At 54.0% G+C, this 26114-nt stretch carries 34 protein-coding genes, 1 tRNA gene and 2 pseudogenes; 10 read left to right on the forward strand and 27 right to left on the reverse strand.

Annotated features, from left to right (window positions below; genetic code table 11):
• Positions 1 to 523 precede the first annotated feature (523 nt).
• From ACQZ5Y_RS27915 to ACQZ5Y_RS27945, 7 genes and pseudogenes are all read right to left on the reverse strand, one after another.
• Positions 524 to 940, reverse strand: a pseudogene (locus ACQZ5Y_RS27915) (hypothetical protein).
• Entirely contained in the window at positions 937 to 1203 is a 267-nt protein-coding gene (locus ACQZ5Y_RS27920; protein ID WP_111796734.1) for a type II toxin-antitoxin system prevent-host-death family antitoxin, read from the reverse strand. Before ACQZ5Y_RS27920 ends, ACQZ5Y_RS27915 begins: the two are co-directional and overlap by 4 nt.
• 146 nt (positions 1204 to 1349) lie before the next feature.
• A complete protein-coding gene (locus tag ACQZ5Y_RS27925; protein ID WP_236763090.1) occupies positions 1350 to 1841 on the reverse strand; it encodes a hypothetical protein in 492 nt (163 codons plus the stop codon).
• A 328-nt stretch (positions 1842 to 2169) separates the two neighbouring features.
• Complete coding sequence (locus ACQZ5Y_RS27930; protein ID WP_111796732.1) at positions 2170 to 3423, reverse strand: type II toxin-antitoxin system HipA family toxin; 1254 nt, start codon at positions 3421 to 3423, stop codon at positions 2170 to 2172.
• Positions 3420 to 3731 (reverse strand): helix-turn-helix domain-containing protein, encoded by a 312-nt coding sequence (locus ACQZ5Y_RS27935; protein WP_236763089.1) that lies wholly within the window; start codon positions 3729 to 3731, stop codon positions 3420 to 3422. The genes ACQZ5Y_RS27930 and ACQZ5Y_RS27935 overlap by 4 nt, the downstream gene beginning before the upstream one ends.
• 952 nt (positions 3732 to 4683) lie before the next feature.
• On the reverse strand, positions 4684 to 4842 hold the full coding sequence (locus ACQZ5Y_RS27940) for a hypothetical protein (protein ID WP_162696462.1): 159 nt from the start codon (positions 4840 to 4842) through the stop codon (positions 4684 to 4686).
• Positions 4843 to 5087: 245 nt separating this feature from the next.
• The gene (locus ACQZ5Y_RS27945) at positions 5088 to 6458 is read right to left on the reverse strand and encodes a transposase (protein WP_112515075.1); all 1371 of its coding nucleotides are present in this window, start codon (positions 6456 to 6458) and stop codon (positions 5088 to 5090) included.
• A gap of 101 nt (positions 6459 to 6559) precedes the next feature.
• Between ACQZ5Y_RS27945 and ACQZ5Y_RS27950 the strand changes: the two genes are divergently transcribed.
• The gene (locus ACQZ5Y_RS27950; RefSeq protein ID WP_111810130.1) at positions 6560 to 6772 is read left to right on the forward strand and encodes a hypothetical protein; all 213 of its coding nucleotides are present in this window, start codon (positions 6560 to 6562) and stop codon (positions 6770 to 6772) included.
• A gap of 231 nt (positions 6773 to 7003) precedes the next feature.
• Positions 7004 to 7663, forward strand: a complete 660-nt coding sequence (locus ACQZ5Y_RS27955; RefSeq protein ID WP_111796737.1) for a DUF6892 domain-containing protein — start codon at positions 7004 to 7006, stop codon at positions 7661 to 7663.
• 56 nt (positions 7664 to 7719) lie between these two features.
• Here ACQZ5Y_RS27955 and ACQZ5Y_RS27960 read toward each other — a convergent pair whose 3' ends face one another.
• From ACQZ5Y_RS27960 to ACQZ5Y_RS28005, 10 genes and pseudogenes are all read right to left on the reverse strand, one after another.
• Complete coding sequence (locus ACQZ5Y_RS27960) at positions 7720 to 8355, reverse strand: hypothetical protein (protein WP_162694937.1); 636 nt, start codon at positions 8353 to 8355, stop codon at positions 7720 to 7722.
• A gap of 221 nt (positions 8356 to 8576) precedes the next feature.
• Positions 8577 to 9239 (reverse strand): GAD-like domain-containing protein, encoded by a 663-nt coding sequence (locus ACQZ5Y_RS27965; RefSeq protein ID WP_112493365.1) that lies wholly within the window; start codon positions 9237 to 9239, stop codon positions 8577 to 8579.
• Between the two features lie 140 nt (positions 9240 to 9379).
• A complete protein-coding gene (locus ACQZ5Y_RS27970) occupies positions 9380 to 9907 on the reverse strand; it encodes an SMI1/KNR4 family protein (RefSeq protein ID WP_111796728.1) in 528 nt (175 codons plus the stop codon).
• A gap of 218 nt (positions 9908 to 10125) precedes the next feature.
• Positions 10126 to 11691 (reverse strand): DUF1963 domain-containing protein, encoded by a 1566-nt coding sequence (locus ACQZ5Y_RS27975; protein ID WP_162694936.1) that lies wholly within the window; start codon positions 11689 to 11691, stop codon positions 10126 to 10128.
• A gap of 123 nt (positions 11692 to 11814) precedes the next feature.
• Positions 11815 to 12561, reverse strand: a complete 747-nt coding sequence (locus ACQZ5Y_RS27980) for a class I SAM-dependent methyltransferase (protein ID WP_174051266.1) — start codon at positions 12559 to 12561, stop codon at positions 11815 to 11817.
• A 119-nt stretch (positions 12562 to 12680) separates the two neighbouring features.
• A pseudogene (locus ACQZ5Y_RS27985) lies at positions 12681 to 13098 on the reverse strand (glyoxalase superfamily protein).
• Positions 13095 to 13367, reverse strand: coding sequence for a hypothetical protein (locus ACQZ5Y_RS27990; protein ID WP_174051264.1), 273 nt, complete (start codon positions 13365 to 13367; stop codon positions 13095 to 13097). Before ACQZ5Y_RS27990 ends, ACQZ5Y_RS27985 begins: the two are co-directional and overlap by 4 nt.
• 21 nt (positions 13368 to 13388) lie before the next feature.
• Positions 13389 to 13649, reverse strand: a complete 261-nt coding sequence (locus tag ACQZ5Y_RS27995; protein ID WP_174027889.1) for a hypothetical protein — start codon at positions 13647 to 13649, stop codon at positions 13389 to 13391.
• A 180-nt stretch (positions 13650 to 13829) separates the two neighbouring features.
• The gene (locus tag ACQZ5Y_RS28000) at positions 13830 to 14279 is read right to left on the reverse strand and encodes a hypothetical protein (protein ID WP_112494475.1); all 450 of its coding nucleotides are present in this window, start codon (positions 14277 to 14279) and stop codon (positions 13830 to 13832) included.
• A 53-nt stretch (positions 14280 to 14332) separates the two neighbouring features.
• The gene (locus tag ACQZ5Y_RS28005; protein WP_174051262.1) at positions 14333 to 14971 is read right to left on the reverse strand and encodes a hypothetical protein; all 639 of its coding nucleotides are present in this window, start codon (positions 14969 to 14971) and stop codon (positions 14333 to 14335) included.
• Between the two features lie 357 nt (positions 14972 to 15328).
• Between ACQZ5Y_RS28005 and ACQZ5Y_RS28010 the strand changes: the two genes are divergently transcribed.
• Positions 15329 to 15607, forward strand: coding sequence for a hypothetical protein (locus ACQZ5Y_RS28010; RefSeq protein WP_111800605.1), 279 nt, complete (start codon positions 15329 to 15331; stop codon positions 15605 to 15607).
• Positions 15608 to 15848: 241 nt separating this feature from the next.
• Here the strand turns inward: ACQZ5Y_RS28010 and ACQZ5Y_RS28015 are convergent, their stop codons facing one another.
• From ACQZ5Y_RS28015 to ACQZ5Y_RS28040, 6 genes are all read right to left on the reverse strand, one after another.
• Positions 15849 to 16307, reverse strand: coding sequence for a hypothetical protein (locus tag ACQZ5Y_RS28015; RefSeq protein ID WP_322919975.1), 459 nt, complete (start codon positions 16305 to 16307; stop codon positions 15849 to 15851).
• 94 nt (positions 16308 to 16401) lie between these two features.
• Positions 16402 to 16761, reverse strand: coding sequence for a hypothetical protein (locus tag ACQZ5Y_RS28020; RefSeq protein ID WP_210251794.1), 360 nt, complete (start codon positions 16759 to 16761; stop codon positions 16402 to 16404).
• Between the two features lie 435 nt (positions 16762 to 17196).
• A complete protein-coding gene (locus ACQZ5Y_RS28025; protein WP_174027888.1) occupies positions 17197 to 17955 on the reverse strand; it encodes an MOSC domain-containing protein in 759 nt (252 codons plus the stop codon).
• A 22-nt stretch (positions 17956 to 17977) separates the two neighbouring features.
• On the reverse strand, positions 17978 to 19663 hold the full coding sequence (locus tag ACQZ5Y_RS28030) for an FAD/NAD(P)-binding protein (RefSeq protein ID WP_174060251.1): 1686 nt from the start codon (positions 19661 to 19663) through the stop codon (positions 17978 to 17980).
• Positions 19664 to 20055: 392 nt separating this feature from the next.
• Positions 20056 to 20379, reverse strand: a complete 324-nt coding sequence (locus ACQZ5Y_RS28035) for a HipA N-terminal domain-containing protein (RefSeq protein ID WP_236763088.1) — start codon at positions 20377 to 20379, stop codon at positions 20056 to 20058.
• Positions 20376 to 20648, reverse strand: coding sequence for a helix-turn-helix domain-containing protein (locus tag ACQZ5Y_RS28040; protein WP_111796718.1), 273 nt, complete (start codon positions 20646 to 20648; stop codon positions 20376 to 20378). The genes ACQZ5Y_RS28035 and ACQZ5Y_RS28040 overlap by 4 nt, the downstream gene beginning before the upstream one ends.
• 419 nt (positions 20649 to 21067) lie before the next feature.
• Here ACQZ5Y_RS28040 and ACQZ5Y_RS28045 point away from each other — a divergent pair, with 419 nt between their 5' ends.
• Positions 21068 to 21388: a hypothetical protein gene (locus tag ACQZ5Y_RS28045; RefSeq protein ID WP_111796717.1), complete on the forward strand. Its 321-nt coding sequence runs from the start codon at positions 21068 to 21070 to the stop codon at positions 21386 to 21388.
• An 81-nt stretch (positions 21389 to 21469) separates the two neighbouring features.
• Here ACQZ5Y_RS28045 and ACQZ5Y_RS28050 read toward each other — a convergent pair whose 3' ends face one another.
• Positions 21470 to 21874 carry a type II toxin-antitoxin system VapC family toxin gene (locus ACQZ5Y_RS28050; protein ID WP_111796716.1) on the reverse strand — a complete coding sequence of 135 codons (405 nt, stop codon included), beginning with the start codon at positions 21872 to 21874 and terminating at the stop codon, positions 21470 to 21472.
• Positions 21871 to 22104: an AbrB/MazE/SpoVT family DNA-binding domain-containing protein gene (locus ACQZ5Y_RS28055; RefSeq protein ID WP_162633773.1), complete on the reverse strand. Its 234-nt coding sequence runs from the start codon at positions 22102 to 22104 to the stop codon at positions 21871 to 21873. The genes ACQZ5Y_RS28050 and ACQZ5Y_RS28055 overlap by 4 nt, the downstream gene beginning before the upstream one ends.
• A gap of 190 nt (positions 22105 to 22294) precedes the next feature.
• Between ACQZ5Y_RS28055 and ACQZ5Y_RS28060 the strand changes: the two genes are divergently transcribed.
• From ACQZ5Y_RS28060 to ACQZ5Y_RS28080, 5 genes are all read left to right on the forward strand, one after another.
• On the forward strand, positions 22295 to 22423 hold the full coding sequence (locus ACQZ5Y_RS28060) for a hypothetical protein (RefSeq protein ID WP_263634972.1): 129 nt from the start codon (positions 22295 to 22297) through the stop codon (positions 22421 to 22423).
• A gap of 122 nt (positions 22424 to 22545) precedes the next feature.
• The gene (locus tag ACQZ5Y_RS28065) at positions 22546 to 23115 is read left to right on the forward strand and encodes an AAA family ATPase (RefSeq protein ID WP_111796714.1); all 570 of its coding nucleotides are present in this window, start codon (positions 22546 to 22548) and stop codon (positions 23113 to 23115) included.
• Positions 23093 to 23713 carry a histidine phosphatase family protein gene (locus ACQZ5Y_RS28070; protein ID WP_111796713.1) on the forward strand — a complete coding sequence of 207 codons (621 nt, stop codon included), beginning with the start codon at positions 23093 to 23095 and terminating at the stop codon, positions 23711 to 23713. Before ACQZ5Y_RS28065 ends, ACQZ5Y_RS28070 begins: the two co-directional genes overlap by 23 nt.
• A gap of 70 nt (positions 23714 to 23783) precedes the next feature.
• Positions 23784 to 24167 carry an ester cyclase gene (locus ACQZ5Y_RS28075; RefSeq protein ID WP_111800609.1) on the forward strand — a complete coding sequence of 128 codons (384 nt, stop codon included), beginning with the start codon at positions 23784 to 23786 and terminating at the stop codon, positions 24165 to 24167.
• Positions 24168 to 24373: 206 nt separating this feature from the next.
• Positions 24374 to 25033, forward strand: a complete 660-nt coding sequence (locus ACQZ5Y_RS28080; RefSeq protein ID WP_013762458.1) for an outer membrane protein — start codon at positions 24374 to 24376, stop codon at positions 25031 to 25033.
• 200 nt (positions 25034 to 25233) lie between these two features.
• On the opposite strand, the gene ACQZ5Y_RS28085 is transcribed toward ACQZ5Y_RS28080, so the two are convergent.
• Positions 25234 to 25356, reverse strand: a complete 123-nt coding sequence (locus ACQZ5Y_RS28085; protein ID WP_003518941.1) for a hypothetical protein — start codon at positions 25354 to 25356, stop codon at positions 25234 to 25236.
• A 340-nt stretch (positions 25357 to 25696) separates the two neighbouring features.
• Here ACQZ5Y_RS28085 and ACQZ5Y_RS28090 point away from each other — a divergent pair, with 340 nt between their 5' ends.
• Positions 25697 to 25912 (forward strand): hypothetical protein, encoded by a 216-nt coding sequence (locus ACQZ5Y_RS28090; protein ID WP_174027884.1) that lies wholly within the window; start codon positions 25697 to 25699, stop codon positions 25910 to 25912.
• A gap of 103 nt (positions 25913 to 26015) precedes the next feature.
• Here the strand turns inward: ACQZ5Y_RS28090 and ACQZ5Y_RS28095 are convergent.
• Positions 26016 to 26092: transfer RNA gene (locus ACQZ5Y_RS28095), tRNA-Met, on the reverse strand.
• Positions 26093 to 26114 lie beyond the last annotated feature (22 nt).

Here is a 26114-nt window from a genome sequence, read left to right on the forward strand (position 1 = left end):
ATATCATGATATTGTTATTATGATCGATCGCCACCAATTTTCACCATCTTTTCAATTCACTTTCCAATCAGATTCCCTCCGGTTCTACCTGTAAATAAATCCATTAAACAATAAAAACCTATATAAAATCACCTGCTTATAACAGTGCCAAATTGACTGCGCACAAACAGGCGGACTTCTCCAGCAAATCTCTCATCTCTCCCGCAGTAATGGTGTGTTTAATTATTTATATGTTTTGCGCTCACCTCTCGACAAATTATATGTTTTACCGACCCTCTTCCTCCCCTGTTCAATTTACAGCCGCCCAATCATCTCTAAGTATTTTATTCCGTTAAATAAGTATAAATACGGGAATATATGTATTAATGCCACCAATATGGGTAAAATATTCCAGAGGCGTATATCGGCGCGATTTGGCCCATCCAACATAGGATTGCCAGTCCGTCGAACGTGACACGTCAAGCGTGTACATCAAGGATCTGTCCGGTTTGTCGACCTGAGTTACCCAACATCACACGGTTCTTTATCGGGCGCGGTAAACCTCGCTGGACGACCGACGACGCGCAATAAACTCCCGAAGGACAGGGAGAAAAAAAGCTTTACTGAACCGTCCCACAGGTAGCTCCGGCTCCAGTAGAAAGAATGTCCGATAATGTCGCTGTTATACTCATCCAGAATGATCCAAAGCCGCACATCTGCATCAAGACCGGCCCGGCGCTTTTCAATGCGCAGGGATCTAAATAGCAAAACGATCAGTTTCCGGATGCTTCGTCGTGATAGGAAAGAAAAGAACCATGTCGCCGCCCGCACGGGCGAGCCTGACGCCAACAACAACAGGTCGCCCCTTCCGACCTTCGGTTTCACCGCGGGCAGCCACGCGGCTCCATAGATAAGGGTAGCGGATTACGACTGCAGTCTCGATCTTATCGAAACCGCTCACCGAACCGTCTCTTCAGTTTCCGCATAAGTGTCGACTGCGGCCTCAAATTCCTCTAGCAAAGCGTCAGACATATTATCAATAGTGCCAACCGCACGCAGATCAGACTGCCGCATCAAACGTTCATAATCCTCGATATTAAGAAGAACCAGACGAGGCTTGTTGCGCTGGGTGATCGTTACCGGATGACGAAGCGCCTCAGCGATAATATCACCCGACTTCCTGGAAAGATCACTCGTGGTGTAGGAATTACCTGAACCTGCCATCAAACACACTCCCGTCGTGTATCGCGAGGATAGCACGGTCACAAAAGTAAATCCATAAAATACAGCAATCCTGTAAATGCTGCATTAACTGAGCGCTGTGATAAATTTCATCCCTTTCACTGAATCTCAGCCCACAAGTCTTTTCTCTATGGTCTGACAGGTGAAGCTGTAGCCTCCAACGTCCGGAGAAAAGCATTTGCAGCCTTGTGCTTGTACACCGGCTTCAATGCCGTAAAATCCTTACGTCGCGTTCCGAAAAGGGCATCTTCCTCAATCCTCATACCAATCGTCAGCCATTCAAGCCCGCTCCACTCCACCTTGCGAAGCGCTACCAGATCCATAAGCGCCCGAAGAGGCCTGGCAACGAACGCAATCGAGCCGTTGAGCGGGACACGGTCAACACTCGTCATGAACCGATAATCGTTAATCGCCCGAGGATGATAGCTGAGGGTCCCGAACCCGGGCGTCGAAAAATCCTGGCTTTTGCGTCCAGGTGAAACACTGGCCGTAACAAACACCGCCTCCGGAATCCATCCATGAAACGACAGTGCTGTTTCGAAAGAGATATAGCTGCCCGGGGTTTTCGGCGCCGGCAAACGGATGAACCAGGTCACGTCGATAGCGTCGCGCCAGCACATAACAACCACGCTTCAGACGGATGAGATACCCGTCTTTCAAAGCGCGGTTGACTAGGCCATAACGGCGCGCGTCACTGCCGTCCAGCAACTCGGCGAATTGCCGGTCATTCAGAAAACGATCAGCCAATCCGGCCGCGGAAATTTGGTCCACCAACGAAGACATAATTCTTGATACTTCCAATTAATGAAAGTTTCAAAAATTTTTATACAGGTGCCGGAACCCGTTCCCGGTAGGACGCACCTGTTCGAGTATCGAGTGTTTTATGGCAAGGACGGCAGGCGTATCGTCGGTTTCGACAACGAACGTGGCAAAGGTGATCATCGGCCCTTAAGCCAGCCGATTACCATTCAAGAACCTGTCGAGTTCAGCGGTCCGAGTTCTGGATAACTGAACTTCCCCAGCAAACTCAGGCCATCGGTCAACGGCCGCTCTAACCTGTTCTATAACTTCCCGTGCGTCCTGATCAGAAATCGAGGCCCCTTTGGAGACTGCCAGAAGGTGGGACATGCCGGGATTCCTGCCTTCCCCGGCTATTGTCGCGCTGTGCTCTCCACCTGGTCCCGACGAAAAAGTAAGATCGTATGCGGGCGCCAGAGACCAGCGGCCATTCACGTCCATAAGAAAGGCGTGGTTCTTCGCATGGTCGTCGCGATTTCTGGCATAGACATTGAACACCATGTTTCGGAACATCTTCAGGACTTCCGTAGCGTCCCGGGTCATTATGTGAGTAAGCTTGTGCAGTTGCGCATAGCTCACACTCGCTTCACGATGGCTTGCATTCAGCAGGCCGCTTGCCGTGTGCATGTGGAGCCTGCCGGCAGGGGTCCTGTCAAAACGTTTCGTCGCAAAAAGCCGTCGTCCTTTCCTGGTCTCCAGCAGCAGGGTGTCGGCCATCGTCAGTCCTGCAGCGACGGCCATCAGCGAATAGGCTTTTTCTTCCGCACCGATTTCCCGAGGATCATCGGAACTCGGCGCCTTGACCATCCACCTTTCGAACCCCGGGTCCAACGGTTGGCCATAATCCAGAACGCATCTGTTTTCCGCTTGGTTGAAGCCGATCATAATCTTCGGCCGTGCGCCCGCGGATCCGCCCTGCGCACCCTGCAAGCCATCAATGTCAGCCACGTCCATTTCAGCCTGCACCAACTCGACCTGATCAGCGAACCAGTCGAGATCAGTGACGGCCTGAGGCTGCTGGTCGTCTGGTAATTCAGGAACATACGAGAGCGCGCCCATTCCTGTTCTGCCGACTGCAGACAAACGGTCGATCGGAGTAAGCTGGGTATAGTCGATACCCGCCCGCTGAAGACGGCGGTCCAGCAACAAACGACCCCACCCATCCGGCAGGCTGTCGTTGAACAGCCCGTGAAGCCCGTCGAACGGATCGCGAGGCGCCGCAATCAACCCACTGGCCGCCATTATATGGAATGGAGAAATCAAAAGGGGCGCTGTCAGAAACTCCGCCGCGTACTCGAAGTAAGCCCTCCGTTCCCTGCCGCTCCAGGCAAGCGTCCCAAGCTTTTTCTCATTCCCTTCGAGCTCCAGATAAATGCTCATCTTCTGGATTGACGTGAACTTCATTTATTGCGCACACGCTGCTTGAGAGGACGATCAATGACATCATCGATATTCTGTGGCGGCAGACCTGGAAACAGCCGTTCGAATTCCGCTTCCGCCTCAAGAGCAAAGGCAATTTTCACCAGACTTTCGAGGGAAATTTTGCCGGTTTCTTCAAATAGCCTCAGCGATCCGTAGGAGACATTCGATCTCGCAGCCAATTCGCGCTGGGTCAATCCTTGCTGGATCCGTCGGCGCTTCATTCTGTCCGCCAGGTCCCGGATAACCTCCACAGGAGAAGACATTTTAAATGCTAACATATTATCACCCATGCGCACATCTGACACATTAATGCCAATATAATAGCACTTAAAAGAAATCGCAACTCACATGCATGCTCAGAAAACTCGGCTTTATGACTCGTTGCGAATTGCAAGACTGTATCATCGTGACCGTTTTCCACCATCGGTCAGCCGCTCTAGGAACCCGACTTCTCCCTAAAACGGCCTTGCTGCCCGTCGCGCGTTATATGAATTCGCCGCAAATGACCTGCCTTCGTCTTCAGAAAAATGCTGGCGCCTGCGAAAGCCTCACAATGGAACAGTCCTTCCGTCGCGGTCGAGATACTGAAGCCCTTGGCTTGCCTCGCTGCGCCAGAAGCGTGCTGACGATCTACGCAACCGTCTCTTCCATGCCAAAAGGCGCATCCGGGGCACCAAGGTTCATTACCGCCTCATTTGTCGTGACGCTTGCTCTAAGCAGCCGCTGAGATTAGACCTTTACCAAACCATTGCAATGTCTCCGACCGGCCCGCAACGGTCATTCGCCGTCGTAAAATTGGTCACTAAACTCTGACTAGTGCGAAAAGATTAAGCAACCCGATGAGGATAGCGCGCCTTCAGTTCGGCCTCAGTTCCAAGTTCCCTGATGAAGTCAGTGAAGCTTGGCGCGACATAACCAACATTTCCCCATCCGTAATTTGGGTGCTTGCCAAACACCTGCTTTCGGACATAGGGCAGATACAATACGTTTCCGAAGCTCTCCGGGCGAAGATCAATCAGCAGCGTGGAGTAGTTGTGCGTGTGAGCGGAAGCAGTTCGCGCGATATACGCGGCTTCACTCCTTCGAAATCCGGATGTGGATTACAGTAGGCCCTGATAGCACTGATCGTCATTTTTGCCCAAGGCACCAAGGATAGGTTCCCAGCGATAACCGACCTTTTCTTGAAATTACACTGGAAAAAATACGCACCAACTTCGATAGAGCCACCGATGGCTGAATACTTCAGTAAAAAACTCGATAGTCTTCAGGGATAGGTCTTTCTACCAGGAGCTCGATTTCGTCGATGTCCTCTCTCGTACTTGGTTGAAAGAAATCAGGACCTCCATTCTTTTGCAATTCCCACATTTTGAAGACTTGCGGATTGAGGCTTTCTAAATCCATGATGGTCTCTTATCCAAAAATTTCGTCTGAGCTAGATATGCTAGGTCGCGAAAAACCCCGATCATTTCCTACCTTGTGACATCGCAGAATAGAGAGTTTTGCAGCAGGCGCAATGTCCGCTGTTGGCGGATATCGTTGAAAAACTCGCTGGACTTGCTGCCGAGCCGCTCAAATCTGCTCTCGGAACGAGATAGACGTAGCATATGCCCCCGCGCTCTAGCGCAGGATATCGATCAATGCCGCTATTAAGCGGCATTGATGCTACGCGTCGGCCTCAGTTTGGCTAATCTCCTCAGGTTTTGGGCGGTTGCGGCAAGGAGGAATTCGTCTCGCGCACCACACGGCCCTCTCAGTCTTAATCGCGCCATCCGCAGGATGCGTTTGAGGTGTGCGAAGAGCATCTCGACTTTCTTCCGGCGATGGCGCGACTGCACGTATTCCGGCGTCGTGGCAATCGCGCGGGCGACATCACGGGCATCCTCATTCAGATCACGAGGCACCTTGCGCATCGGCATGTTCGGGCAGCAGCGAGGTTTTAGTTCGCAGCGATCACAATCCCGCTTGCTGGCACGGTAGAGCCGCGTTCCTTCAGCCGTGATCCCTGATCTCGGCGTCGCATAGGTTCGGTGGAATTGTTTTAGCTCCTTGCCCGCCGGACAGATGTAGCGATCATTTTCGGCATCCCATGAGAAGTCCGAACGAGAGAAAGTGCCATCCGTCCTGTTGGACTTGTCGAAGACCGGAATGTGCGGTGCTATCTTCTTCTCCTTGACCAGCCATGCCAGGTTGTCAGCAGAACCGTAGGCACTGTCAGCAGCGAGATAACCAGGTCGTAAACCGAAGCGGTTCTCCGTTCGGTCGAGCATCGTGCGAGATGCTCTGACCTCCGCCTGGCGGATTGCGCGTGTCGCTTCCACGTCCAAAATAACACCATGCTCTGTGTCGATCAGGTAGTTGGTCGCGTAGGCGAAGAAGGCATGGCCTTTGTGGGCACCAGTCCATTGAGCAGCCGGATCGGACGGAGAGATAAACTTCGGTGTCACTGGCGATGCAGCCCCGAAAGCCGCATCATCAAGAACAGCCAGATATTCCTGCACTGAACGGCCAGCTTCCTCTTTTGCCTCCCATTCTGCTCCCGGCACCGAGCGCTGCTTGTTGGCATCCGCCGCAATCAGACTGGCATCGACGGCAAATCCTTCTGCACCGACCAACCCTTGCGCGAGGCAGCGCTCCACCACCGTTTCAAACATATGCCGCAGGATGTCGCTCTGTCGGAAACGGCCATGGCGGTTTTTCGAGAAACTGGAGTGATCGGGAACCTTGCCGTCCAATCCGAGGCGGCAGAACCAGCGATAGGCGAGATTAAGGTGGACCTCTTCGCAGAGCCGCCGTTCCGAGCGAATACCCATGGAATAGCCGATGATCAGCATCCGCATCATCAGCTCGGGATCAACCGAAGGGCGACCAGTGGTGCTGTAGAAAGGCTTCAACTGTGCCCGTACGCTGTCGAGTTCTAGATGTCGATCGATCCCGCGCAGCAGGTGGTCAGCAGGGACATGATCATCAAGGCAGAAGTCGTAGAAGAGCTGCGCCGGAGCCGTCTGACATCCCATCATCGCTCAATCCTCCGCAAATCGGTACGACGATTGAATCATGCCTATCGTGGAATGCAAATCCAATATTATATCAAGCTAGCCGAGCACTGAAGCGAGCTATCATGCCACCTGAACAACCCACGGCCAGAAAACGCATTTGGTCCATCATCAAGGTGATCTGGACAGTGTCGATTATCATGGTGGCCACCGGACTAGGCGCGGTGACCGGCTGGGAAACCCACGGAATTGTCGGTGCGATTGTCCTGGGTTTCGTCGGCCTCGTGGTTGGCATTTTCCTCAGCTCACCTACTCTACTCCTGCAAGTGATCCCTTGAGCAAGGTGAGTTTTTCAACGGTATCGGCGCTTCAGGGCCATGACGGCCGTCGGCCCATTCCGCGCACCGATCTTGCGCTGAGTCAGTGTAGGCTACTTTCGGTAAACCTGCTACTGAAGCAGGTCAGCGCGACAAAACGGCTCAATTTCATGGAGATATGGCACATTTATGCTGAAACGACGTGATTTCGTGGCCGCGGGAGGTATTTTCGCAACTCTTGGATGGTCGCGGATGGCTACTGCATCACGCTACCCTGCGCCTGGAGATATCTCGGGTGCGCCGTTCGGTGATCCTAATCTAAAGCTTGCGATCCTATCCAGCCTCATTGACAAACAAATAATCGATCTCGGGACCCCACAACAGCTTGCCGAGCATGTTCTCGGGCGGCCCGTCGATCTTGAGAACGAAGGTTACAAGCCCATTCCCGCAGTTCGTGCCTACCTGGATCGCTATCCTCTTTCGACCGACCTTTTGAATGAGATCGACGAGCTTGTTCTGGATGGAGGCAGTTCCATCTATCGATATGTCTGGTTCTTCTGGGATGGAGAGGACGATATCTTCGACATCAACAGCCTTGCCGGGATCAAGCACTGCCCGAATATCAAGAGTCTTGATCTGACGTCGATGATCGGGACTGTGGACCTTCGTGACCTCCTGCCGCCATTCAAGATCGAGACCATAAATGCAGGGATTGCGTTAGAGAACATTCCGGCTCTGCTCGACATGCCCAGTCTACGAAGCGTCCGTGTCCTCGACGACCAGCTTTACGCAGATGTCACGACGCCGGGGCATCCCAATCGACAGGTGATGGAAGCGTTGAAGGCCAGGGGAGTCTCTGTCTGGGTCCATTGGGTGTCCAGTTACGATGAGAACCGCGCCGCATACCAATAACTGTGATCGTGGGTGCGCTTTCGAAAATTGACGCCTAAGGACGATTGGCACGGCGGTTATTTGACCACACCATCGAGATAGAGGTCTTCACCTCGTTGCAGCGGCGTGAAAGTGAAGTCGTCTTTTTTGAGAAAGCGGTCGAACCAGCCCAAAAGATCCTCTTGGGTCGCAGAGTTGCGATATCCGATCAGCTTGACGGTCAGGGGAGCACTGAAGGCTATATCAAAGGCAGTGTCGAACTGAGAGGTGCCAGAAAGCTGAACCGAAAACGTGCCACCACCGTCGTGACGAATGGAGATTGCCGCACGGGCGAAGAATTCATCGCTGTAGGTGGTGATTAGGCCGGGAGCTTCCCACCAATTCTCCCCAATCAAAGGGTTTTGCGTTCCCTCGCCTTGAAAATCCACCCGGATTTCTTCGAGGCTGCGAAAATCACGGTTCTTAAAGTGCTTCAAGGGAATTTTCAGCCACTGTGTATCCAGACCCGGGTTCAACCAATGGGCAACGCCATCTTCGGGGTCATTATTGGGATCGAAGAAGAATTTCGGAGAATTCATTTTCAGATCTAGACCGATGTAGTCCTCCAATGTTTGACCAGGCCAAGATCCACTTGTGGCTCGCAGGGTGATGCACGGCTCCTGGACTGCAAGGTCGAGCGGATAGCTCTGATAAACGAGTCTACAATGTCTCATGAAAATCTCCGGTGTAAAAAGTCTGCGTAATCCCTGACGGTAGCGATTGATGTCTGCGCAAAAGCTGCGACAGACATGCCCCAACACACCTGTCGCCTCCAAAGTCCGCCTTAAGCGCCGTCATCTCCTGTCGTCATACAGGAGAAATGGCTCGACACAGGTCGTTCATCCACGCGTGCACCTACGTCCGGTTTCGGCCCGATGCGTTCATTGGGCCGAGCTCATGAACCAATCACGCGCACCGGCCGAGGCGGAAAAGCGGCATTGTCCATCAACTGCATCTCATGCGCCTGCGCCAGGATCGCCATATGCGGCAACGCGTCGTAGATCGCGAGACTTTCCAGGGCTCTGTCGCCGCCAAGCGCCAGAATCGGTTGGAAACCATAGACCTGCCCAACGCCGAGCTTTCCCAGCTTGGCACATGCCGGTTTGAACAGCTTTTTTACCCTTGCATCATATTCATCGAGGGTAGGATCGTCGATCATCATCAATTGGCTGGTGACGGCCACATCGGGATCGAAGGTCTTGCCGCTCACAAGAGCAGGGCACGACGCCTGGCTGTTCACGAGGTTGATGACGACGTCCTGATACACTTCATTCCATGCGACGATCGTTCCAAACGCGCCGAAGCCGAGGGCATGCGTCTGTTCGGGTCTGATCTCGTTATCGCCATCGAAAACAACCTTCATGATTGAAGCAAATCGAGCGGGATCGCAAAACTGAAAATATCCATCCAATACGATCCCGGTGCCGTAATGCTCCCAAAACTCGATCACAGCGTCTGGGACTTGGCCTCTATGGCGCTCAATGTCGACCGGTTCTCCGCCATTGGGAACACCGAAGTCTTCCACGATCGAAGCAAGTCTGGCCTGGTATTCGTTCATATGGCGATTCCATCACTCCCTTCAAAGAGCAGCAATAAATCAGAACGACCGTGATTTGGGAATCCTAAGAGTCCACGCTTCCTATATGTCGCCATTGCCGCATGACCGCTGTTGCCCCACTGCGGTCATTACTTCGTCCATCAATCCTTTTCGAGGTTTTCAAGCCCAGTCAGGGAAAGAAAAAAATCTGTAAGGCTATCGGCCAACCTTATGATCCCCTTGGAGTTATTATCCGTCCCAAAGGGATCGGTGGCGCGCTGCCAAAAGTAGACAGCATTGTTTTCAGAATTGATCCCGTCGGCAAGAAGATAAGAATGCCCTGAATCGGCAGAACCAAAAAAAACCATCGGCAGCGTAAATTGGTCCTCCCAGACGGACTGAGAAATGAAGGTTTCATGGCGCTCCACGATGATATCGAAAGTCGATATGAGAACCTGAACGTCGTGCACGAACCGACCACCGTCACGGTCCTCGACAAGAAAGTAGTCGTTATATTCCGTCCCGGATTGACCATATCGTCTCAGCACATCCGCCAATTGGTTCGGGATCGAAAAACCTGTGAGCTCTGTGAAGCGACTGAAATCCCCGTCATTCCAAGTTGTGCCTGACACGACTTGAAAGCCGCACTTTTCCTTTAAAACTTCTATGGCGTTGTCGATTTGGCTCATGGATCGGTTGTCTCCCGTTTAAAAGGAACATGCGAGGGAGCATACGTAGAACCCGGTCTGCCGTCGATCGCGCTGAGTCAACCCGAATTCAATGCCCGGTATTGGCGCATCAGCGCCATGACGGCTATTGACGCAATTGGCGCGCAACGGATGCTCGACCTGTCGTTTCCATGTTGCGATTGTAACTGAAGCCATGGCGTCATGTCGTGATCTCTTACTCAACCAGAGTCGACAAAGGCGTAGACCCGCGAGAAGTCCGCTCGAGCGGCGTCATTTTGATTGATCATAAAAACGTAGTCGCCGTGATCACTGAAGCTGAAATCCGCTTCGCCTCCGGATGCGAGCTTGACCAGAATGAACCAGCCATCTGGTGCGGATATATCGGACCAGCCGTTTTGTGCTGCATGTTTCGCAGCCATCTGCTGGATTGCGGCGAGATCACGCACGCCGGTTATTCCGAACATCTGGTGCTGCGGTCCATCTCCGATTTTAAAGCGCTCGCTGACCGCGATAGAAAAATCCGACGGGTCTTCGATCCCAATATCAGCATAGGCCCTCCGGTTGTTGTTGGGGCCACGCTGGCCGAAGGGAGCGCTAAGCGAGCGTTCGAAGCGCAGCGTCTGCGCCGAGCGGCTGAACTCGTATTCGGAGGCGAAAGCCTTGACGGGTACCCCGTCACGGCTGAATGTCAAGCGACCGGCCTCGTCCGTGCTGACCGATAGTCCGTCGACAGCCTGTCCGTTCGGTACAAACCGCTTGAGGTCGCTATCCCAGACGATCATCTGCGATACCGAGATTGCCGTGTCCATCGCGTCTTCCGAAACTGTATGGGGCGTGAGACTTACGTCCGGCGGAGTGTAGAGGACGCGCCAATCCGTGTAGTCCGTTCCCGTGAAGAAGGAGATCAACCCGGATGCCGGTAGTTCTTCCGGGCGATCAGGCAAGTCATCAAGATTGATCTGGGCAAGATAATTGAGGTGTAAGCCGTTGTCGTCGCGCGGCCAATCCGTGTCGATGGGCAGATCAGGGCCTCCGCCGATGCGGCTCAGGCCAGTAATTTCGATGTCGGCGGCATTGCATTCAACCATGGCAACCGTCGGCATGACGATCAGACGCAGGGCCTCATGCTTATCCTGCAACCCAGCGTCAGCTACCGCCGCGTTGAAGCGCTCCTCAATACCTGCCACGGGTGCCATCGCGGCGGCTGCATTTTCGAGGCCCCGTTCTTCGTGGCTTTGCTGGATGGCAATGGCTGACACCTTCTCCATGCTGTTCTTCAGTTTTTCAACGACGGCTGCCGTCTCAGCTTCCGCCGCAGTTCTTACCTCATTCGCGGCATTGCCTTCGAGCTTGATGCGGAGGGATTCTAGCAGACGCTTAAAATCTTTCTCGATCTCGGCAAGCTCCGGCTCACTGACCATAGCAGTGGCGTGATACCAGGTAGAGCCATCGGCCGACACCAGAAGCGCACGCAGCCGATACCAGTTGCGTTTCTCCTTCGTCTCCCAATCCTGCAAACGATCCTTTACTTTGCTCATCTCGCCCGGCATGCCTGCGAAGGTCACGGCTTCGCGCCCAATGATTTTGCCGCCATCATCTTTGAGGCGGTCGCTGAGCCATTTTTCGGGCGATTTTCTCTCACGCTTAGCAGACCACACGCTCATCTGTGGTGAGAACGCCGTCTCCGGATGACGACGCAATCCGATTGACCCTGCCAAGACACGGGTATTTTCAAACATCGGATTTGCTTCAACGGAAAACTCCGGCGTTTCGACCAACTTCATGTGAGACTCCCAGCGCGGACATAGTCGCATCGATACTCGGCCAGATCAGAAACTGGCGCAATCACCAGAAATGGCGTGACCTATTCGCGGCAGGTTCTGGCCCTAAGCGGTCATGGCATCGGCTTACACTTCGGCCAGCATTGTAAAGCTGCCCGGAATAGTTGGGTCTTCCCAGTCTGGATGCTCGTCGAGCCTTGCAACCCTAAATCCAGCGTTTATGGCTGCGGTCACGATCTCTCCCAAAGTCCAGAACCGGTACATGCAACGTCCTAGACTTTCGCCATCTTGGTCGGGGTTCGGGACGTCCGCTTCAATCAGGCCTGCCTCGAAGTAGTCATGCGGCCCTTCTGGCCAGTACAGTTTGCGTTGAATAGGATGAAATTCATTTAAAAGGAGAATGCCGCCATCTGCCGCAAGTCCCCGCATCACGCGGAAAAAGAGGTCTAGGTCTTGGTGGTAGTGAAGGATGCCAAGCTCAAGCAGCAAGACGTGGAATTGGCGGTTTCGGCCGAGTTCATTCGCCTTGAGGACATCGCTGACAGCGTAGTCGATAACCACACCCGCACACGCCGCGAGTTCAAGTGCAAAGCGCCTGTTCTCTTCTGCAAAGTCGATTACGAGAACCTCTGCGCCCATATGAGCCAGCGCGACTGCAACGCGTCCATACGAGCCTTGCACATTGCAGATGCGCTTGCCCGCAACCTCGCCGAGATATGGCAGAAGTCGCCGGAGAACCTGCCTCGGCTCAGCAACGATTTTACGCGCTTCCGCCTCTGGGCTACCAAAGGCAGATAGCCACGCGGCGAACCGTTGAGCGTTCCAAGCGTGGCGGTTCGCTTCGGTTGTTTCGTCGGATGCTTCGCTTGTCATCGCTAGATACTAACGCGAGTTCTGATGTCTGCAAATCGCGCCGAGCGGTAGACGACTCTTGGCCCATTGCGGACACTGGCGACCGCGGAAATCGCCGCGAACCTTTAACGCACCGAGGCTCATAACGCGCTTAAAGTCAGGTGCGGCGTCCCGTTTGATGTCTTGCGTACGGAAGTTCCATTGATATCCACCGTACCTCTTACCACTCGGCCCATGTTCGAAAAGCTGTTGAAGGTAACTGCGTCCACCGGTTCATCGAAACGGACAGTCACGGAATAGTGCGAGCCCGAGGATGATAATGCGCTTATTTCGCCTTTAAATGATTGCCCAAGATACCGCCCCTGCACCCTTTGGTGCAGATGGAACGGAGGGTCAGCGTTGGCGAGGCTGGTGGACAAGGTGTTCCAGTCGCGCGCCGTTCTGTCGGGCGACGAGCTCCAGTGCCTGGGCATGGCCCAAGACGTTACCGTCTGCGGCGAGTACGCTCCGCGGAGATTTTGCGTGCGATTTGGCTTCTGCAATGGTTCTTACTGTCATGACAGATTCTCCACGGCCTTGAGCCCGATACCCGCGTTTCCCCTCGCCTTGAGGGCGTCGGCAAGGATAAGAGTTGCGATGATTGCGGCCACACCATCTGCCAGCGGAAAGGCAAACCAGATTGCGTCCGCGCCCAACATTGCCGAAGCGATCGTGAACAAGACAGGTAATAGGATAAGCGGCTTGACCATGGTCAGAAGAGCCGCGCGGGCCGGTCGGCCGATGGCTTGGAAATATACACCGAGCACAAGAAGATAGACCGCAGCCATGGGGCGAAGCAACCGGCCGACCTAACCGATCACATCCGGATCAGCGACAAAGGCTGCTCCGACGACTGTGCCTTGGCCCAGCAACAAAACCTCCACGGCAAGACAATAGAGCAATGTTGTTGCGGCAGCGATCCGCAGGACCGCATCCGAGCGGGAGTAAAGCCGCGCTCCAACATTGTTGCCGACGATGCTCTGCATCGCCATCGCGATCGCCATGATTGGCAGGAGCAGGTCAGAACCCCGCTCGATTGGGTCTCCGTCTGCGGCCAATGGCTCTTTCACACGGAGTATGCGGGTATTCCCCTCACCGACCTAGAGGTGTCCCGAGCATCTTTGCGAAAAGAGAATGCTGCGGCGCACCGCGTATGCGTTGAGACCGCGAACCGCTTCAACCATTGAACCGAGCGCACATGCCGGGCGAATACACCGGGATCTTAATCTCGAAATTGCGTAGCCGGCTATTCAGGCACTCTCGAAATTCAGATCTGCCCAATAGTCGAATAAAGCCCTGACCTGCCTCTTAGGTTCGACTGTGCCGCTGCGCACGAGGGAAGAATATGTTTTCCCGCCGCGGGCTGATATTTCGGTGATCAACGTTGCAATACGCTCGCTCGATGCGGCAACGAGGTAAACATCGCGATCATCACTTACATAAACCAACGCGTCATTCGGTGAGAGAATATACTTGTCGCTATCCACAAATTCACTTTCCAGTTTCACAGCCTCGGAAAACGAGGAGGCGGGCGATTGCTCAATTGGTTTATCCCCGCTTGAGACGAACAATTGACGCGAGCCGAAAAATGCCTTGAAGGCTTCAAATTCGGCGTCATCCAGCCAATCCACCCCAAAGAAGATCCTCCAACCGTTCCTGCGGCAGAATTCCTTGTCTATTCCATAACGATCGGATTGCATCGTTGACTCATGTCGACGGCCTAACGGATATTGGTAATATAGACATATTCGCTTTAGTTCGGCTCTTTGATCACCGCACGGTCTATCTGCCTATCACTGAGCCGATGTACGACAAATCCCTCACCCGCGATTTTGGCGGCGCCAATATTCATTATTTCGTTGGATGAGATCCTGACCGATCGGCTAAAACTCTCATCAACGTCCGGCCCATAGATGTGGATCGTTGAAACTTCGCCCCAGTCCACCCGTGTTCCTGTCTTGTGATCGGTATAATATCCGCTGCCCACCAAAATGCGCTTCGTGCGCAGGGCGGACGGCCTAGTGTTATCGCCGGGAACCAGATTAAACCCGTAAGTCCCATCGGCTGGATAGTCGAACTCGACAACGGAAACCTTGCTGGAGACCGTCACCTCCAGCAATTTATCCCCGTCCTCGATCACCCGAGATTTCGGATTATTCCGAAGCAGGGAATTCTCCGGTCGCTTGGGCAGTCTATCCCAGACGTCCCGGGAGACCTTTTGGGGCACCACGAGAACCGTTCCGCCGGTTTGAAGCACAGCATTATCGACAATTATCGTGACCTGAGTTTTTACTGGCTTTATTACCTCAGCATTCGCCGCCGCCACGGACGTCTCCGAGAAAACAGGCAATGCAACCGAAATAATTATTAGTCTAACAAACACGCCAATCATGCTAAACTCATTTCTATTTCTGCCGACATCATCTCGATTTTCTCGTCTTCCTCGACAAAATTTTCAGATCTTTGGTTTTTATATTTCCGTCTACCTACTTCCGGCGCAATCCGATGCTCTAATATGCGACCTCACATGACAGTTTATCCCTGTGTCCGCATCAAGCTCGTGGGAAGCCCACTTTCCGCCTGTCCGAAATATCGCGCCACATCATTGTCAGATACTGGACGAAAAAATCGAAATTGCGTAGTTTTTAAAGACAATTGCATCCATTGAAGCGGTTTGGCACTTCGTCTCCCACGATTTGATTCAAACTCGGATACGTCGCCGTTTCAACCGATCGCACAGGAGAAAAGCTTGCTGATACTTGAGATCGTCATTTTTTCTGCGGCTCTTATCGCGGTTGGCCTTCTGGCTGTGCAACAGATTATCGCGCAGGTTCGGGAGTATAATTTCTACAAGAAGAATGGTGGTGATTTTTCTGTCGACAGCGAAATGGATCACGTCAAACTTGACAGATCCATGCACTACAACGACCTCCGCCTCACGAACTGGCAGCGATTTTATCTCTTCCGCCCGGCCTGCATCGCCATGCTCGTCTTTTTTTGGGCTATGATGATAGTCGATCTGCTTTAACCAAAGCGCCGACCTTCTATGTCAGCGGAATAGCGAAAGAGTTTTCTTCTCCCGAGGCGTTGCTCCTTGCAGAACAGCTCATGCTGGTCGAACATCTAGAATCTGCTTCCAGGCACAACACGATCATATAGTTAGGTGTCGTCGTGAAAATGTGGTGCTTTGGCTACCCTTGTGCCGGCCAGCGAACACATTCCCGGACCCTTCCAGCACATCCATGATCCGCCATCAGCGGGCTCGCCCGCTATTCCCCGATCGTATAGTTCGATGCCACGCCGCGAAGATGCGTGACTGTCGCTTGCGACAAACCACCACTGCCCAGATATTCAGCAAAGCTGTAGGAGAATATGTCACTTCGTTCTATCGCCTGGACCAAATTGGTATCACCAAAGACAACGAGGTATTCGTGATCCTCCGGCGCCCAGATCCAGAGATCATGACCTGAAAAATGGATCAGAAGGTTATAGGGCGAATTTTCAAACAGCGCATCAAGCACCAACCCGACCGGTTGCGGTGAAAATTGGCACGGAGGCTGACCGAACTCGTAAGCAGTGAAATCAATCCCGTTACTACCGATACGCGCGGCCACAAGAGCGACTTCCTCCCCACTTGGAAATTCGGGATAAATCCTCGCCGCGAAATTCCTGTTTTGGATGGCCTGATGGTCGAGCGTGCAATCTTTCCCAATGAAGTCCAAAATCACGAGAATCCTCTTCAATCGCCGTGGAAGCCAATACCACCCAGACCGATATCTCTCCTATTGAGACGAAATGACAGCGCTACCGGGAGCAACTGGCTCATTTGGAATCCCTCACAAACGCTACAATCGCGCTCCAGGATAACGATAAAACACGGCCCGCAGGGAAACGCTCGATAGAAACGGCAGATTTATCCTCGCTATTGAAAGCCAGATCGAAAGTTGAAGCGAATATCCGCGCCCATCCCTCATTATAGGTGGCACCTTCAACATAAATGACGCTCATCGATGGCCAACTCACCTGCTCTTTGGTTTCCGGATCGGCCACCTCAGCGCTGCCTGTTAAAACCTCCCGAGTTTTAAGGGGCGCGGCGTTGCTGCCAGGAGGAGATTGAAACTTAAAACTGTAGGTTCCGCTCTCAGGGTAAACAAAATCCACGATAGAGGCAGGCGACGACACGCTTATATGGAACGCCTTTTCGCTTGCCTCCCCAGGTGCCGAATCTGCAGCTAGGGCGCGCCATTATCATCTGAAACCTGACGACCAGATATAATTACCGCCCCACCTTCTTTATTAAGCGGCTCATCAACGGATATAATCAAACGGGTCGAGAATTTCGGCTCTTTCGTCTGGCTTGATTACGATGATACAGTCAAAGCAAAAAAGACGGCTAAGCTGATAGCATTCTTCACGATTCTCATCCCTTTTTGCGCAGCAGTGGGGAACACGAAATACCACCTGCCTTCGTCGGGAAAGAGATTACATCTCTCAAGCCCTCAATAATAAGCAGTCTTAATTGTTGCGTTGGTCGGCACGCGCTTTGGCATACCTGCCGAGAGGTACACTTAAATAACCCCTGCGAAAGCGGTGACGCATCTCACTGCAGACAACTGGCTACCCGACGTGTTTTTTCCCGGTAGTGCCGATCTCAATACGGCCTGTTGTCCTGGGCTCACAATAAATGCCAAGCGCGCGACTGGTGTTTCTCAGCATCGTTCGGAGGATTTCAGGCTGCTCCTTCAGTTCCGGCTGGGCGATAAGTGTCATGCCACAGCGTTTTGTCGTTTCCGTCACCGTGACCTCAACTGTGCCGAAACCGATGGCGTCGCCGATCCAGCCAAATTCTGAAAAGCCGGACATGTCTCGCGTTTCAAGTAGGATGTTGGGACGAAAACGCAGCCGGTCGATAGTGCTTTGTGGCGTCATCCGCTGAAGTTCGCACAACGAGGAGGTAGTCACTAAATGCAGGGGCGATACCGAATAGCGATTTCTGATTTGCGGAACAGAGGGTGCCAGAGGATCCGCCGCGGCATAACTGCCGATCGCCACTTCAAATCCGAAATGCGCTGACAGCGCCTGCGGCAATTGAGAATCTTCGAGGTATAGCCATCGTCTGTTCGGAAACCCAATACGAACGCCATTCTCATCCATGGCGCTCTTAAGAAAAAGCGCCGGGCGCCAACGAGCGTCTTTTTCCGGCGCAGCGACTACGCCGGACACGGGATCAAAGAGGCCGAAACGCCTATCTCCCGTGATGCCATTCAGACTGATGTCGGCCTCATGGCATATTTCCCCGCCGAGCGAGCTCACTGGGTATCGCCATATTTCTACGATTTTCCCGATTGCCGGCATTGGTCGAATGCGCTCAGTCATCATCACTTCCCGTCTGCTACTGTCAGGCCGTTAAAAGTATCGACGGAAATGCGGTTTTGCTCAGGTCTTCCAAAATGGCCTCCGCAGCGGTCTCGCCCAGTTCCGCTGCGCTTGTTATGCCCTGAACGAACGGATGCTTGTGCAACAAAAAGGGAATGGCCACACAGTAAAGGCGGTTCGACAGCAGGCCCGTATCGAGCGGACGGTAACTTTCATCCACCGCTATACCACCGGTTCTTCTGACAATTGGGTCGTTCTCTTCAATAGCTAGTGGAGTCCCGGACTCCACTGTCATTGCTGGTTTCACAGTCCCGCGCCGCAGCGAAGGGAAAGGCAGGTCCCGGGCGGAGAGGGCAGTCTGGCCAGTGGCATCGATAAAGCTGTCGAATATCTCTTCGGCATCCCTCATCCGCACCCCCGCCCCGCGCGAAAAACCATCAGTATCGATGGAATAATCGTCGCCGAGCCGCATAATCTCGAGCCGGCCGGCATTCCGTAGTGCAAGAAGACGCTTGATCGACAAATGCGGAACTGTCGCATAGTCATCAATGAAGACACTTTTGAACGACTTGTTAAACCGGCCCAGATCCTGTGTGTCCAAATGTGGGATCGCCCGCGCGATAATTTCGTGTGTTATCAAAATGGCGTAGCGCCAAGGTACCGTGAAACGTTCCCGGGCATTATGCTCGACTTCCGCAAGGTTCGCTGCTGCCCAGGCGAATGGATCAGTGGCTGACCGGCGCCCATAATAAGCTTCCGCGAAACTATCGACGGTAAGGCTGCTCAAGCCTATCTCAGAGGCGTAGTCGGGATCAGCAGTTGCGATTTCACGGCGAAAAAGTTCAAACACCCTGTCGAGCAAACCAACCGGTCCTCGTCCAATCTCCTTATCCACGGCCTCCTGCGTGCACACATTTGGCATTGAATATGGAAGCGGGCCGTAGAAGTCAGCCTCCGGTAACAACCCCTTGCGCGACATCATCACGGCCGAGAAATTCTCGTGGCCGGTGGCAGCGTGAAACTGCAATATTCCCGCGTCATCATGGATAAATGAACCGCACGATACCGCGACGGTTAACAGGGCATCGATGCCGCTCAGAGACGTTCCCAATATACCAAGCCGACCGTGGCAGGCAGCCTTAAGAGCTGCCGCCGGCCATGGAGACGCAAAATAACCGGGTCTCACCTCGGTTTTATCTGGCCAGTTGTGGCCGGTCGCCATCACGACGTGGTCGAAAATGGCGTCAAAACTGCCATCATTCGTATCGACGCTGACGCGGATCTGATCGATACCGAGAACGATATCCCTGACACAATGGCCGGGGCACACATCGACCTCATGCCCGCGGTTCCTCGCGTCTCTCACAATGGCTGTGAATTGTGTGTGAAAATAATCGCCCAGAACGAGCCGTGGATAAAATTCGCGCTCATTGATTCCAGATCGCACAATGGAGAAGCAGCTCAGATAGTCGTCACTCTGGCTGTACAGCCAGTTGATCAGCGACATGGGCATTGAAGGTATTTCAATGCTGGGGATATTGGACAGCATTACCGGATCGTTGGCGCCGGGAAGATAGGGCGTCCCCTTTCCGGCCAGCATTTCGGCTTCGTAAACGGTGATGGAGAGTGGTGCGGGAGACTGAACCAGACGCTGAAGTGTGAAAATACCGGTGGGACCTGACCCAATGATGCAAACTCGACTGCCCATACGCACGTACTCCAATGCCATCTATTACAGCAGTAGGTCATAACGGCGAGACGGGCGTCGCGTTCCCGCAGCGTTCCGTTTCGTACGGTCTGTGACAAAGATGCCCGTAAACAAGCTTTTCGGACGGCCCGACGCGCGCGGTAATGAACCGGTTCACTATCGCTTTGGCACATGTGCGTGACGAAACACGATGTCATCATAGAACTGCTTCCTAAAAAGCACTTCGCGGTAAAAACATCTCGAATAAAGCTTCTTCCCCTTCACGTCGCGGCATGCACGCACTTCTCCTGGACGCCCGCAAGCGACATGGAAACACCGCGCTCACCGACCAGAAAAGGTTTGGCAGGAAGTTCATCGAGAATAGGCTCCAGAGCCTGCTCATCCGGCACGGGCTAAATGTTGACACCCGCTTTCCGCGGTTCGCCGATCGAGAGCGCCCCCGCCGTGTCACGTCCGATATAACCAAGCAGACCGACAATGTCCTGCGGAGAAACCTTGAGGCGCTGGCCGATCTCGGCAAGATGTGTTTCCGGAAGCAGATTGGCAAGCCAGGGCAGCAGCTTCGCGGCACTCACGGACCCCGAGCGCAGCGGCATGGTGAGCGACACCGGAGAAGCCGTGCGGCGTGCTTCCCAGCCCGGATCGTAGTCCAACGTCCATTCGCCATCAAAAGTGAGATGGGCGACAGGCAAGGTCTCATAGTAAATAGTTGTCATCGATCAACACCAAATATCGGCAAAAAGCCGAGGTCACCGTCCGGCGCGGCTTGCACAGTCTGGACCGTGTTGAGATCGCCGATCTCGATGCCGACGGTGCGCGCGACGATCAGGGCTTTTTCGAGCTGGCAACTCGGCTTGCCCGATTCAAGCTCGACGATGAAGCGTTCACCCGTTCCGGAACGGGCAGCAAGCATGGTTTGCGTCCAGCCAAGAGATTTGCGTTTCTCCCTGATAGCAGCTCCGAAATCGCATGCGGACCTGAACATCGTCAACCTCCATCTCTTGACTTACCGTACAGGAAGTTTTCACAAAAAATCGACGCATCACTTCCCGATCGGTAAGTTTTTCACTTGATCGCACCAAATCATCCTGATCGGGAATGTGAGGGATTGCCCCCGCCAGGAGCAAGGGCCTTTTTCTTCGTTTGAGAAGACTATGTTTCATCACGATTGTTCGACAAATTGCTGAAACAGTACTTACCATAGTCTTCACTTTTTACATGCGGTTTATTACATAAATATATGATATTTATCGGCAATATATAAACTTCATTGTCGCACAATCCGTTTCTCCGCAGGTTCTGCCCTGATGCACCGTGATCACAGCAACACCTAAAACCGCAAGCTGAAGCCCACGCTGCCGGTCTTGTGTTGACGCCCTTCAGCCGACCCGGCAACCTCACACAATGACCCTGACCAACAGTTTCATTGCCGAACTTGTCCGCGACGCCAACAGGCTCGATCACCTCGACGACTATCAGAAGCGGCGTGTGCTCGAACGGGCCGTTACAACGATCCGGGACATGCGCGAAACAATCGGAATTCCACCCGGCCCCGGTCTTGACCGCCTCCTCGAGATCCAAACCGTTACCCTCTCCATCGAGCTCGGGTGGCGCAGCGATGAAGAGATCCGAAACGCTCTGCTGCTCGCGGCAGGCATGATCCGCGACCTGCATATCGTCCTCGATAGCAAAACCGACATCAGCATTGTTAAGCCATCCAGTTGAAAGCCCTTGTAGCTATCGCCTGGGCGGCCCATCAGAGCCATACCGACCCCGAAACCGGTGCCGGATCAGAGCGGCGCAGGCCTAAGCTCCAGGTGAAATCAGAGTGACCGTGGGAAAATATGATCGGTAACGAGCCACATCTCGCGTCAACAAGGGAAGGTTTTGTATTGCCGCGTGGGCTCCGATGAAAAAGTCAGGCAAAACACCGGTACGGGTACCGCCGCCGCGTCGATATCTGGCAAAGGCCTTACCCGCCAAAAATAACGCAGCGCGAGGGAAAGGGGTGAACTTCAACCCCGCCTGATCGACAAAAGCATCAAGAGCCTCTATCCGCTCATATCGAATAGATAGTTCCGCGTAGACGACGTCATTGATAAACAGCGGACCCGAAACGCTCGCCAGCTCGAGCTGCTCAATCGACCAGTCGGCCCAAACCCGGTCGTCCGTCACGAGATCAAGCAGGACATTTGTATCGACAAGCGTCACTCGTCACCACGGGTCAGAGCCAGAATCGCGTCGGTACCCAGACCTTCACCGGCATGGCCGCGCAGCTTGGCGAAACGCGTGAGTGGCTGTTTCTTGTCCGCCCTGACGAGAACTATCCTTCCATCGGGGGCTCGAACAAAATCGACCGAGCTTCCTGGTGAAATCCCCAAAAGCTCGCGTACAGCTTTTGGAATGGTGACCTGCCCTTTGGCCGTTACCGTTGTTGTCATGTCAAACTCCCGTAATACCGTCGAAACCAATGGTATTACTTCTGTACCTTTGTTTCAACCAATCTCGCGATGAAATCAGTCACCAGGGCCCAGCCACCAAATCATACCGGCAACATTCAGCCTTCGACTATTAGCATTCCATTAACCATACCGGACCACCCTTCTCTCACAGCAAGGATGGAGGTTGGCTATGGCTTACGACTGGGACCGCAATGAACGCGACGGCCGGTTCGATGAACTGGCGGCAGGTCTGATATTCTTTACAATCGTCACCCTGCTTCTGGCGTCCGCCTATCTCGTGGTAAGCTTTGCCAGATAGGACAGCTCAGGCGGCAGCTCTTCACCCGCCTATCGGCCAGGACGTAGAATGACAGGGTGGCTACCTGGGCCAATGACCGTCGTATCGGCGGGTTCATGTATGCCAGTGGTTAGTGACGGAACATGACAGACGATCTCGGCGGCCATATCCTGCTTCTGTCCGGCCACCCCGGCTCCGGCAAGTCCACAATCGCCGAAACGCTGGCGCACTTGCCCGGGGTTCCAAAAGTGCATTTTCACAGCGATGACCTATGGGGTTATATCAAGCATGGCCGCATCGATCCATGGCTACCGCAATCCCATCAGCAGAACCGCATGATCATGCAGATCGCCGCCGATGTCGCAGGTCGCTATGCCGAGGCGGGTTATTTCGTCATTCTCGATGGCGTCGTGCGACCGGACTGGCTCCCGGCCTTCCTGGCGCTTGCATGCCCGCTGCACTACATCGTGCTGCGCACGACAGTAACAGAAGCAATCGAACGCTGTCAGACTCGCGGCGGCGACAGCCTCCACGATCCGCTGGTCGTGGCCGATCTTCATGCCCAGTTCGAAAATCTCGGGGCTTTCGAGCACAACCTACTATCGTTGTCGGGCAAGGACAGGGATCAGGCCTTGCACGCGGTCATCAATGCGCTGCAATCGGCACGTTTCCGTATTGATGCCACGAGCGATGGCAATCGATTACGAACATAGAGGTGAAGCAAGCGTGGCTGTCCCAACAATCTATCTCCTGCGCCACGGCGAAACAGTCTGGAACTGTCTTGGCCGGTTTCAGGGGCAACAGGATTCGCCGCTGACCGCGCGCGGTATCGAACAGGCAGATCAAGTCGCACGCCTGCTCCGTGACGCTCTCTGCGACGATGAGCAGTCTTTCCGGATGCAAATCAGTCCGCTCGGGCGCGTGCGACAGACAGCAGAACGGGTCCTGGCCGAGGTTACGCTCCAGTATCTCGAAGATGACAGGCTCGTTGAGGTCACCACCGGATCCTGGGACGGGATGACGCGATTTGAGATTGATGCCGAATTTCCTGGGCGCCTCGAAGGATCCAACGCATTCGACTGGTATTTCAGGGCGCCGGATGGCGAAAGTTTTGAAGACGCCTGCAAGCGCGCGACGTCATGGATCTCGGATCTCCGGCATCCGACGATCGCCATTTCCCATGGCCTGTTCGGGCGGATTCTTCGGGGTGTTTTTCTCGGACTTTCGAAGCTGGAAATGCTCGAACTGCCCGTTCCGCAGGATGTGTTGTACCGACTGGATGATGGCAGGTGCGATCTCATCACAGCTTGACCCGCACCGTCATGATCCAGAAAGCCAAGGGCCAAGGACGTCATTCGCCACGTCGACAGGGGACAGACACATGCATACACTTAACGTCATTTACCTGGCTTATCTCGACTGCCTCAACCGTCAGGCCTTCGATGAGCTCGGCACTTTCGTCGACGATACTGTTGAACACAACGGCCGGGCGTTAGGGCTGTCGGGCTATCGCGACATGTTGGTCAGGGACTTTGCTGATATTCCAGACCTTCGGTTTCAGGCAGAGATCCTTGTCAGCGACGTGCCCCGGATCGGCGCCCGGCTTTCGTTCGATTGCACTCCCAAATCCACCTTCATGGGCCTTCCGGTCAATGGCCGACGCGTTCAGTTCTGCGAGCATATTTTCTACGACTTCGAACAGACAAAAATCCGCAGGGTCTGGTCGGTCATCGACAAGGCCGCAATTGAGCGCCAGCTCGGCTGACGGCCTTCACCGGACGAAGGTATCTGTGGCCCGCCAGCGCCAGAAAAATGAGCCGAAAAAGTGTGATTGCACGAGACGCTCGCTGAAGCCGGACAGCCTCAATTTATGCAGACAGCTGCTGAGGTCGCGGGCGTTGCACAAAGGTTACATCATATTTCGGGAAAAAGGCATATGAATGATCTCTCATATAAGGGAGTTCAGAGACTATGAAGAAAATCGTATCGACTATTGCATTCGTGCTTGCGGCATCGACTGCAATGGCGGCCGATGCCGTATCAGAAGTTCCTGCAGCCCCGGCAGCAGACGTTGCGCCGCTGTTCAGCTGGACCGGGTTTACCGCCGGTGTCCAGGCCGGCTACGGCTGGAACAACAATGACGCTTCGATCGTCGGCCTTCCCGGCCAAACGTCCGCAGACTTCGACGGTGCTCTAGCCGGTGGTTTCGTCGGCTTCAACTACGACCTTGGCAACAGCTGGGTCGTTGGCCTCGAAGCAGACTTCGAAAAGAACTGGGGCGATGATTCAGCCACTATCCTTGGCACGGGCTTTGACTACGGGTTTGACTGGCAGGGTTCGGTTCGTGGCCGGGTCGGCTACGCATTTGACCGTGCCCTGGTCTATGGTACCGCAGGCTGGGCCTATGCTCGCGGCTACGCGGAAGTTCCGGGCATTGCCGACGTGAAGGAAACGTTCAACGGCTACACCGTCGGCGTTGGTCTCGACTACGCGTTTACCGACATGGTGTTCGGACGCGTTGAGTATCGTTACACCGATTTCGGCGACAAGGATTTCGATTTCGGCGGCGCTGCAATCAATGCAGATGTCGACCAGCATGCAATACGCGTCGGCCTCGGCGTAAAATTCTGATTCACCCGGACAGCAACAGCAAAAGCCCGGCCATTGTGCCGGGCTTTTTTCTTGTCCCTTTTCCGAAGGCGGGAAGCGACAAACAGGGGTGGGCAAGTACGGGCCACCTGTTGGCCAGTTGCAATGCCACCACAATGACTGAACATGCCGACCAGGACCCGGACGCGACCGGACACGCTCCTTCTCCCTCCAGCAAACGATCAGCCAGCCTCACCCACGATTTCCCCTTTGAGCAAATCCCCAAGCAGTGCACGATCGGCATCACGCAGCGCCATCTGCGTCAGCTTACACCGCAGTAAGTGGAGCAGCATCTGCGCATCCATTCCATCCGCCGGCTTTTTGCAGTTGGTTGAGAATCCATGTGCCAAGCGGCACTTTCAGCCGCACCTCGAGCTCCCGTTGCCGCGCGGCAAGGTTCCGCGGATGATGCGGGTGTTCCCTCGAGGCATTGGATCGGTACAAGCCTGTTCCATGCGTTCGACGACGACACTATTCGCGACTAAGCGCGGTGGCTAGCTGACGGATCCCCTGGATTTGCTTAAGCACACCAACCGCAGTTTGGAGCAACTTGCGATTTAGATAAAATTTACGCTAAATCCTATCGGTTTGAACCGATCCGGCCATGCTACGTTTCACGCAAGTCAAATCGGGAGGCCGGCTGCGATGATCTGGAATTTGGAGAAACTTGAACAAGAACGTCTCGACCTCATCGAGGTCATCGACAATCTCAAGAGGTGGGCACGTTTCTCTATAGACGACCGGCACATCATCTCATTACAGATCACCGCACATATGATGCGACTTAGCCAACTGGATGAAGACCTGGCGCACTTGCGCAGTCAAGAATTTCGCTCGGTTGAATATCTGGCTGCTGACTGAGGCCCGTCGTTGTGGCGAATTAAGGACCCGTTTGTGTGAGCATTTTGCTTATGCCCATACCGCGAAACCTCCGCAGCTTAAGCTACGGGGTTTTTGTGAAGATTGGTTGCGGGGGCAGGATTTGAACCTGCGGCCTTCAGGTTATGAGCCTGACGAGCTACCGGGCTGCTCCACCCCGCGTTACCAGCGTAAATCCCTATGG

This window comes from Agrobacterium sp. A3-95 (genome assembly GCF_053521785.1).

Bases quoted from the DNA above. Each gene is read 5' to 3' on its own strand.
- ACQZ5Y_RS27920 (WP_111796734.1), bottom strand. From the start codon at position 1,203: ATGGCAGGTTCAGGTAATTCCTACACCACGAGTGATCTTTCCAGGAAG.
- ACQZ5Y_RS27925 (WP_236763090.1), bottom strand. From the start codon at position 1,841: ATGTGCTGGCGCGACGCTATCGACGTGACCTGGTTCATCCGTTTGCCG.
- ACQZ5Y_RS27930 (WP_111796732.1), bottom strand. From the start codon at position 3,423: ATGAAGTTCACGTCAATCCAGAAGATGAGCATTTATCTGGAGCTCGAA.
- ACQZ5Y_RS27935 (WP_236763089.1), bottom strand. From the start codon at position 3,731: ATGGGTGATAATATGTTAGCATTTAAAATGTCTTCTCCTGTGGAGGTT.
- ACQZ5Y_RS27940 (WP_162696462.1), bottom strand. From the start codon at position 4,842: ATGGATTTAGAAAGCCTCAATCCGCAAGTCTTCAAAATGTGGGAATTG.
- ACQZ5Y_RS27945 (WP_112515075.1), bottom strand. From the start codon at position 6,458: ATGATGGGATGTCAGACGGCTCCGGCGCAGCTCTTCTACGACTTCTGC.
- ACQZ5Y_RS27950 (WP_111810130.1), top strand. From the start codon at position 6,560: ATGCCACCTGAACAACCCACGGCCAGAAAACGCATTTGGTCCATCATC.
- ACQZ5Y_RS27955 (WP_111796737.1), top strand. From the start codon at position 7,004: ATGGCTACTGCATCACGCTACCCTGCGCCTGGAGATATCTCGGGTGCG.
- ACQZ5Y_RS27960 (WP_162694937.1), bottom strand. From the start codon at position 8,355: ATGAGACATTGTAGACTCGTTTATCAGAGCTATCCGCTCGACCTTGCA.
- ACQZ5Y_RS27965 (WP_112493365.1), bottom strand. From the start codon at position 9,239: ATGAACGAATACCAGGCCAGACTTGCTTCGATCGTGGAAGACTTCGGT.
- ACQZ5Y_RS27970 (WP_111796728.1), bottom strand. From the start codon at position 9,907: ATGAGCCAAATCGACAACGCCATAGAAGTTTTAAAGGAAAAGTGCGGC.
- ACQZ5Y_RS27975 (WP_162694936.1), bottom strand. From the start codon at position 11,691: ATGAAGTTGGTCGAAACGCCGGAGTTTTCCGTTGAAGCAAATCCGATG.
- ACQZ5Y_RS27980 (WP_174051266.1), bottom strand. From the start codon at position 12,561: ATGACAAGCGAAGCATCCGACGAAACAACCGAAGCGAACCGCCACGCT.
- ACQZ5Y_RS27990 (WP_174051264.1), bottom strand. From the start codon at position 13,367: ATGGCTGCGGTCTATCTTCTTGTGCTCGGTGTATATTTCCAAGCCATC.
- ACQZ5Y_RS28000 (WP_112494475.1), bottom strand. From the start codon at position 14,279: ATGCAATCCGATCGTTATGGAATAGACAAGGAATTCTGCCGCAGGAAC.
- ACQZ5Y_RS28005 (WP_174051262.1), bottom strand. From the start codon at position 14,971: ATGATTGGCGTGTTTGTTAGACTAATAATTATTTCGGTTGCATTGCCT.
- ACQZ5Y_RS28025 (WP_174027888.1), bottom strand. From the start codon at position 17,955: ATGACTGAGCGCATTCGACCAATGCCGGCAATCGGGAAAATCGTAGAA.
- ACQZ5Y_RS28030 (WP_174060251.1), bottom strand. From the start codon at position 19,663: ATGGGCAGTCGAGTTTGCATCATTGGGTCAGGTCCCACCGGTATTTTC.
- ACQZ5Y_RS28035 (WP_236763088.1), bottom strand. From the start codon at position 20,379: ATGACAACTATTTACTATGAGACCTTGCCTGTCGCCCATCTCACTTTT.
- ACQZ5Y_RS28040 (WP_111796718.1), bottom strand. From the start codon at position 20,648: ATGTTCAGGTCCGCATGCGATTTCGGAGCTGCTATCAGGGAGAAACGC.
- ACQZ5Y_RS28045 (WP_111796717.1), top strand. From the start codon at position 21,068: ATGACCCTGACCAACAGTTTCATTGCCGAACTTGTCCGCGACGCCAAC.
- ACQZ5Y_RS28055 (WP_162633773.1), bottom strand. From the start codon at position 22,104: ATGACAACAACGGTAACGGCCAAAGGGCAGGTCACCATTCCAAAAGCT.
- ACQZ5Y_RS28060 (WP_263634972.1), top strand. From the start codon at position 22,295: ATGGCTTACGACTGGGACCGCAATGAACGCGACGGCCGGTTCGATGAA.
- ACQZ5Y_RS28065 (WP_111796714.1), top strand. From the start codon at position 22,546: ATGACAGACGATCTCGGCGGCCATATCCTGCTTCTGTCCGGCCACCCC.
- ACQZ5Y_RS28070 (WP_111796713.1), top strand. From the start codon at position 23,093: ATGGCAATCGATTACGAACATAGAGGTGAAGCAAGCGTGGCTGTCCCA.
- ACQZ5Y_RS28075 (WP_111800609.1), top strand. From the start codon at position 23,784: ATGCATACACTTAACGTCATTTACCTGGCTTATCTCGACTGCCTCAAC.
- ACQZ5Y_RS28080 (WP_013762458.1), top strand. From the start codon at position 24,374: ATGAAGAAAATCGTATCGACTATTGCATTCGTGCTTGCGGCATCGACT.
- ACQZ5Y_RS28085 (WP_003518941.1), bottom strand. From the start codon at position 25,356: ATGGATGCGCAGATGCTGCTCCACTTACTGCGGTGTAAGCTGACGCAG.
- ACQZ5Y_RS28090 (WP_174027884.1), top strand. From the start codon at position 25,697: ATGATCTGGAATTTGGAGAAACTTGAACAAGAACGTCTCGACCTCATC.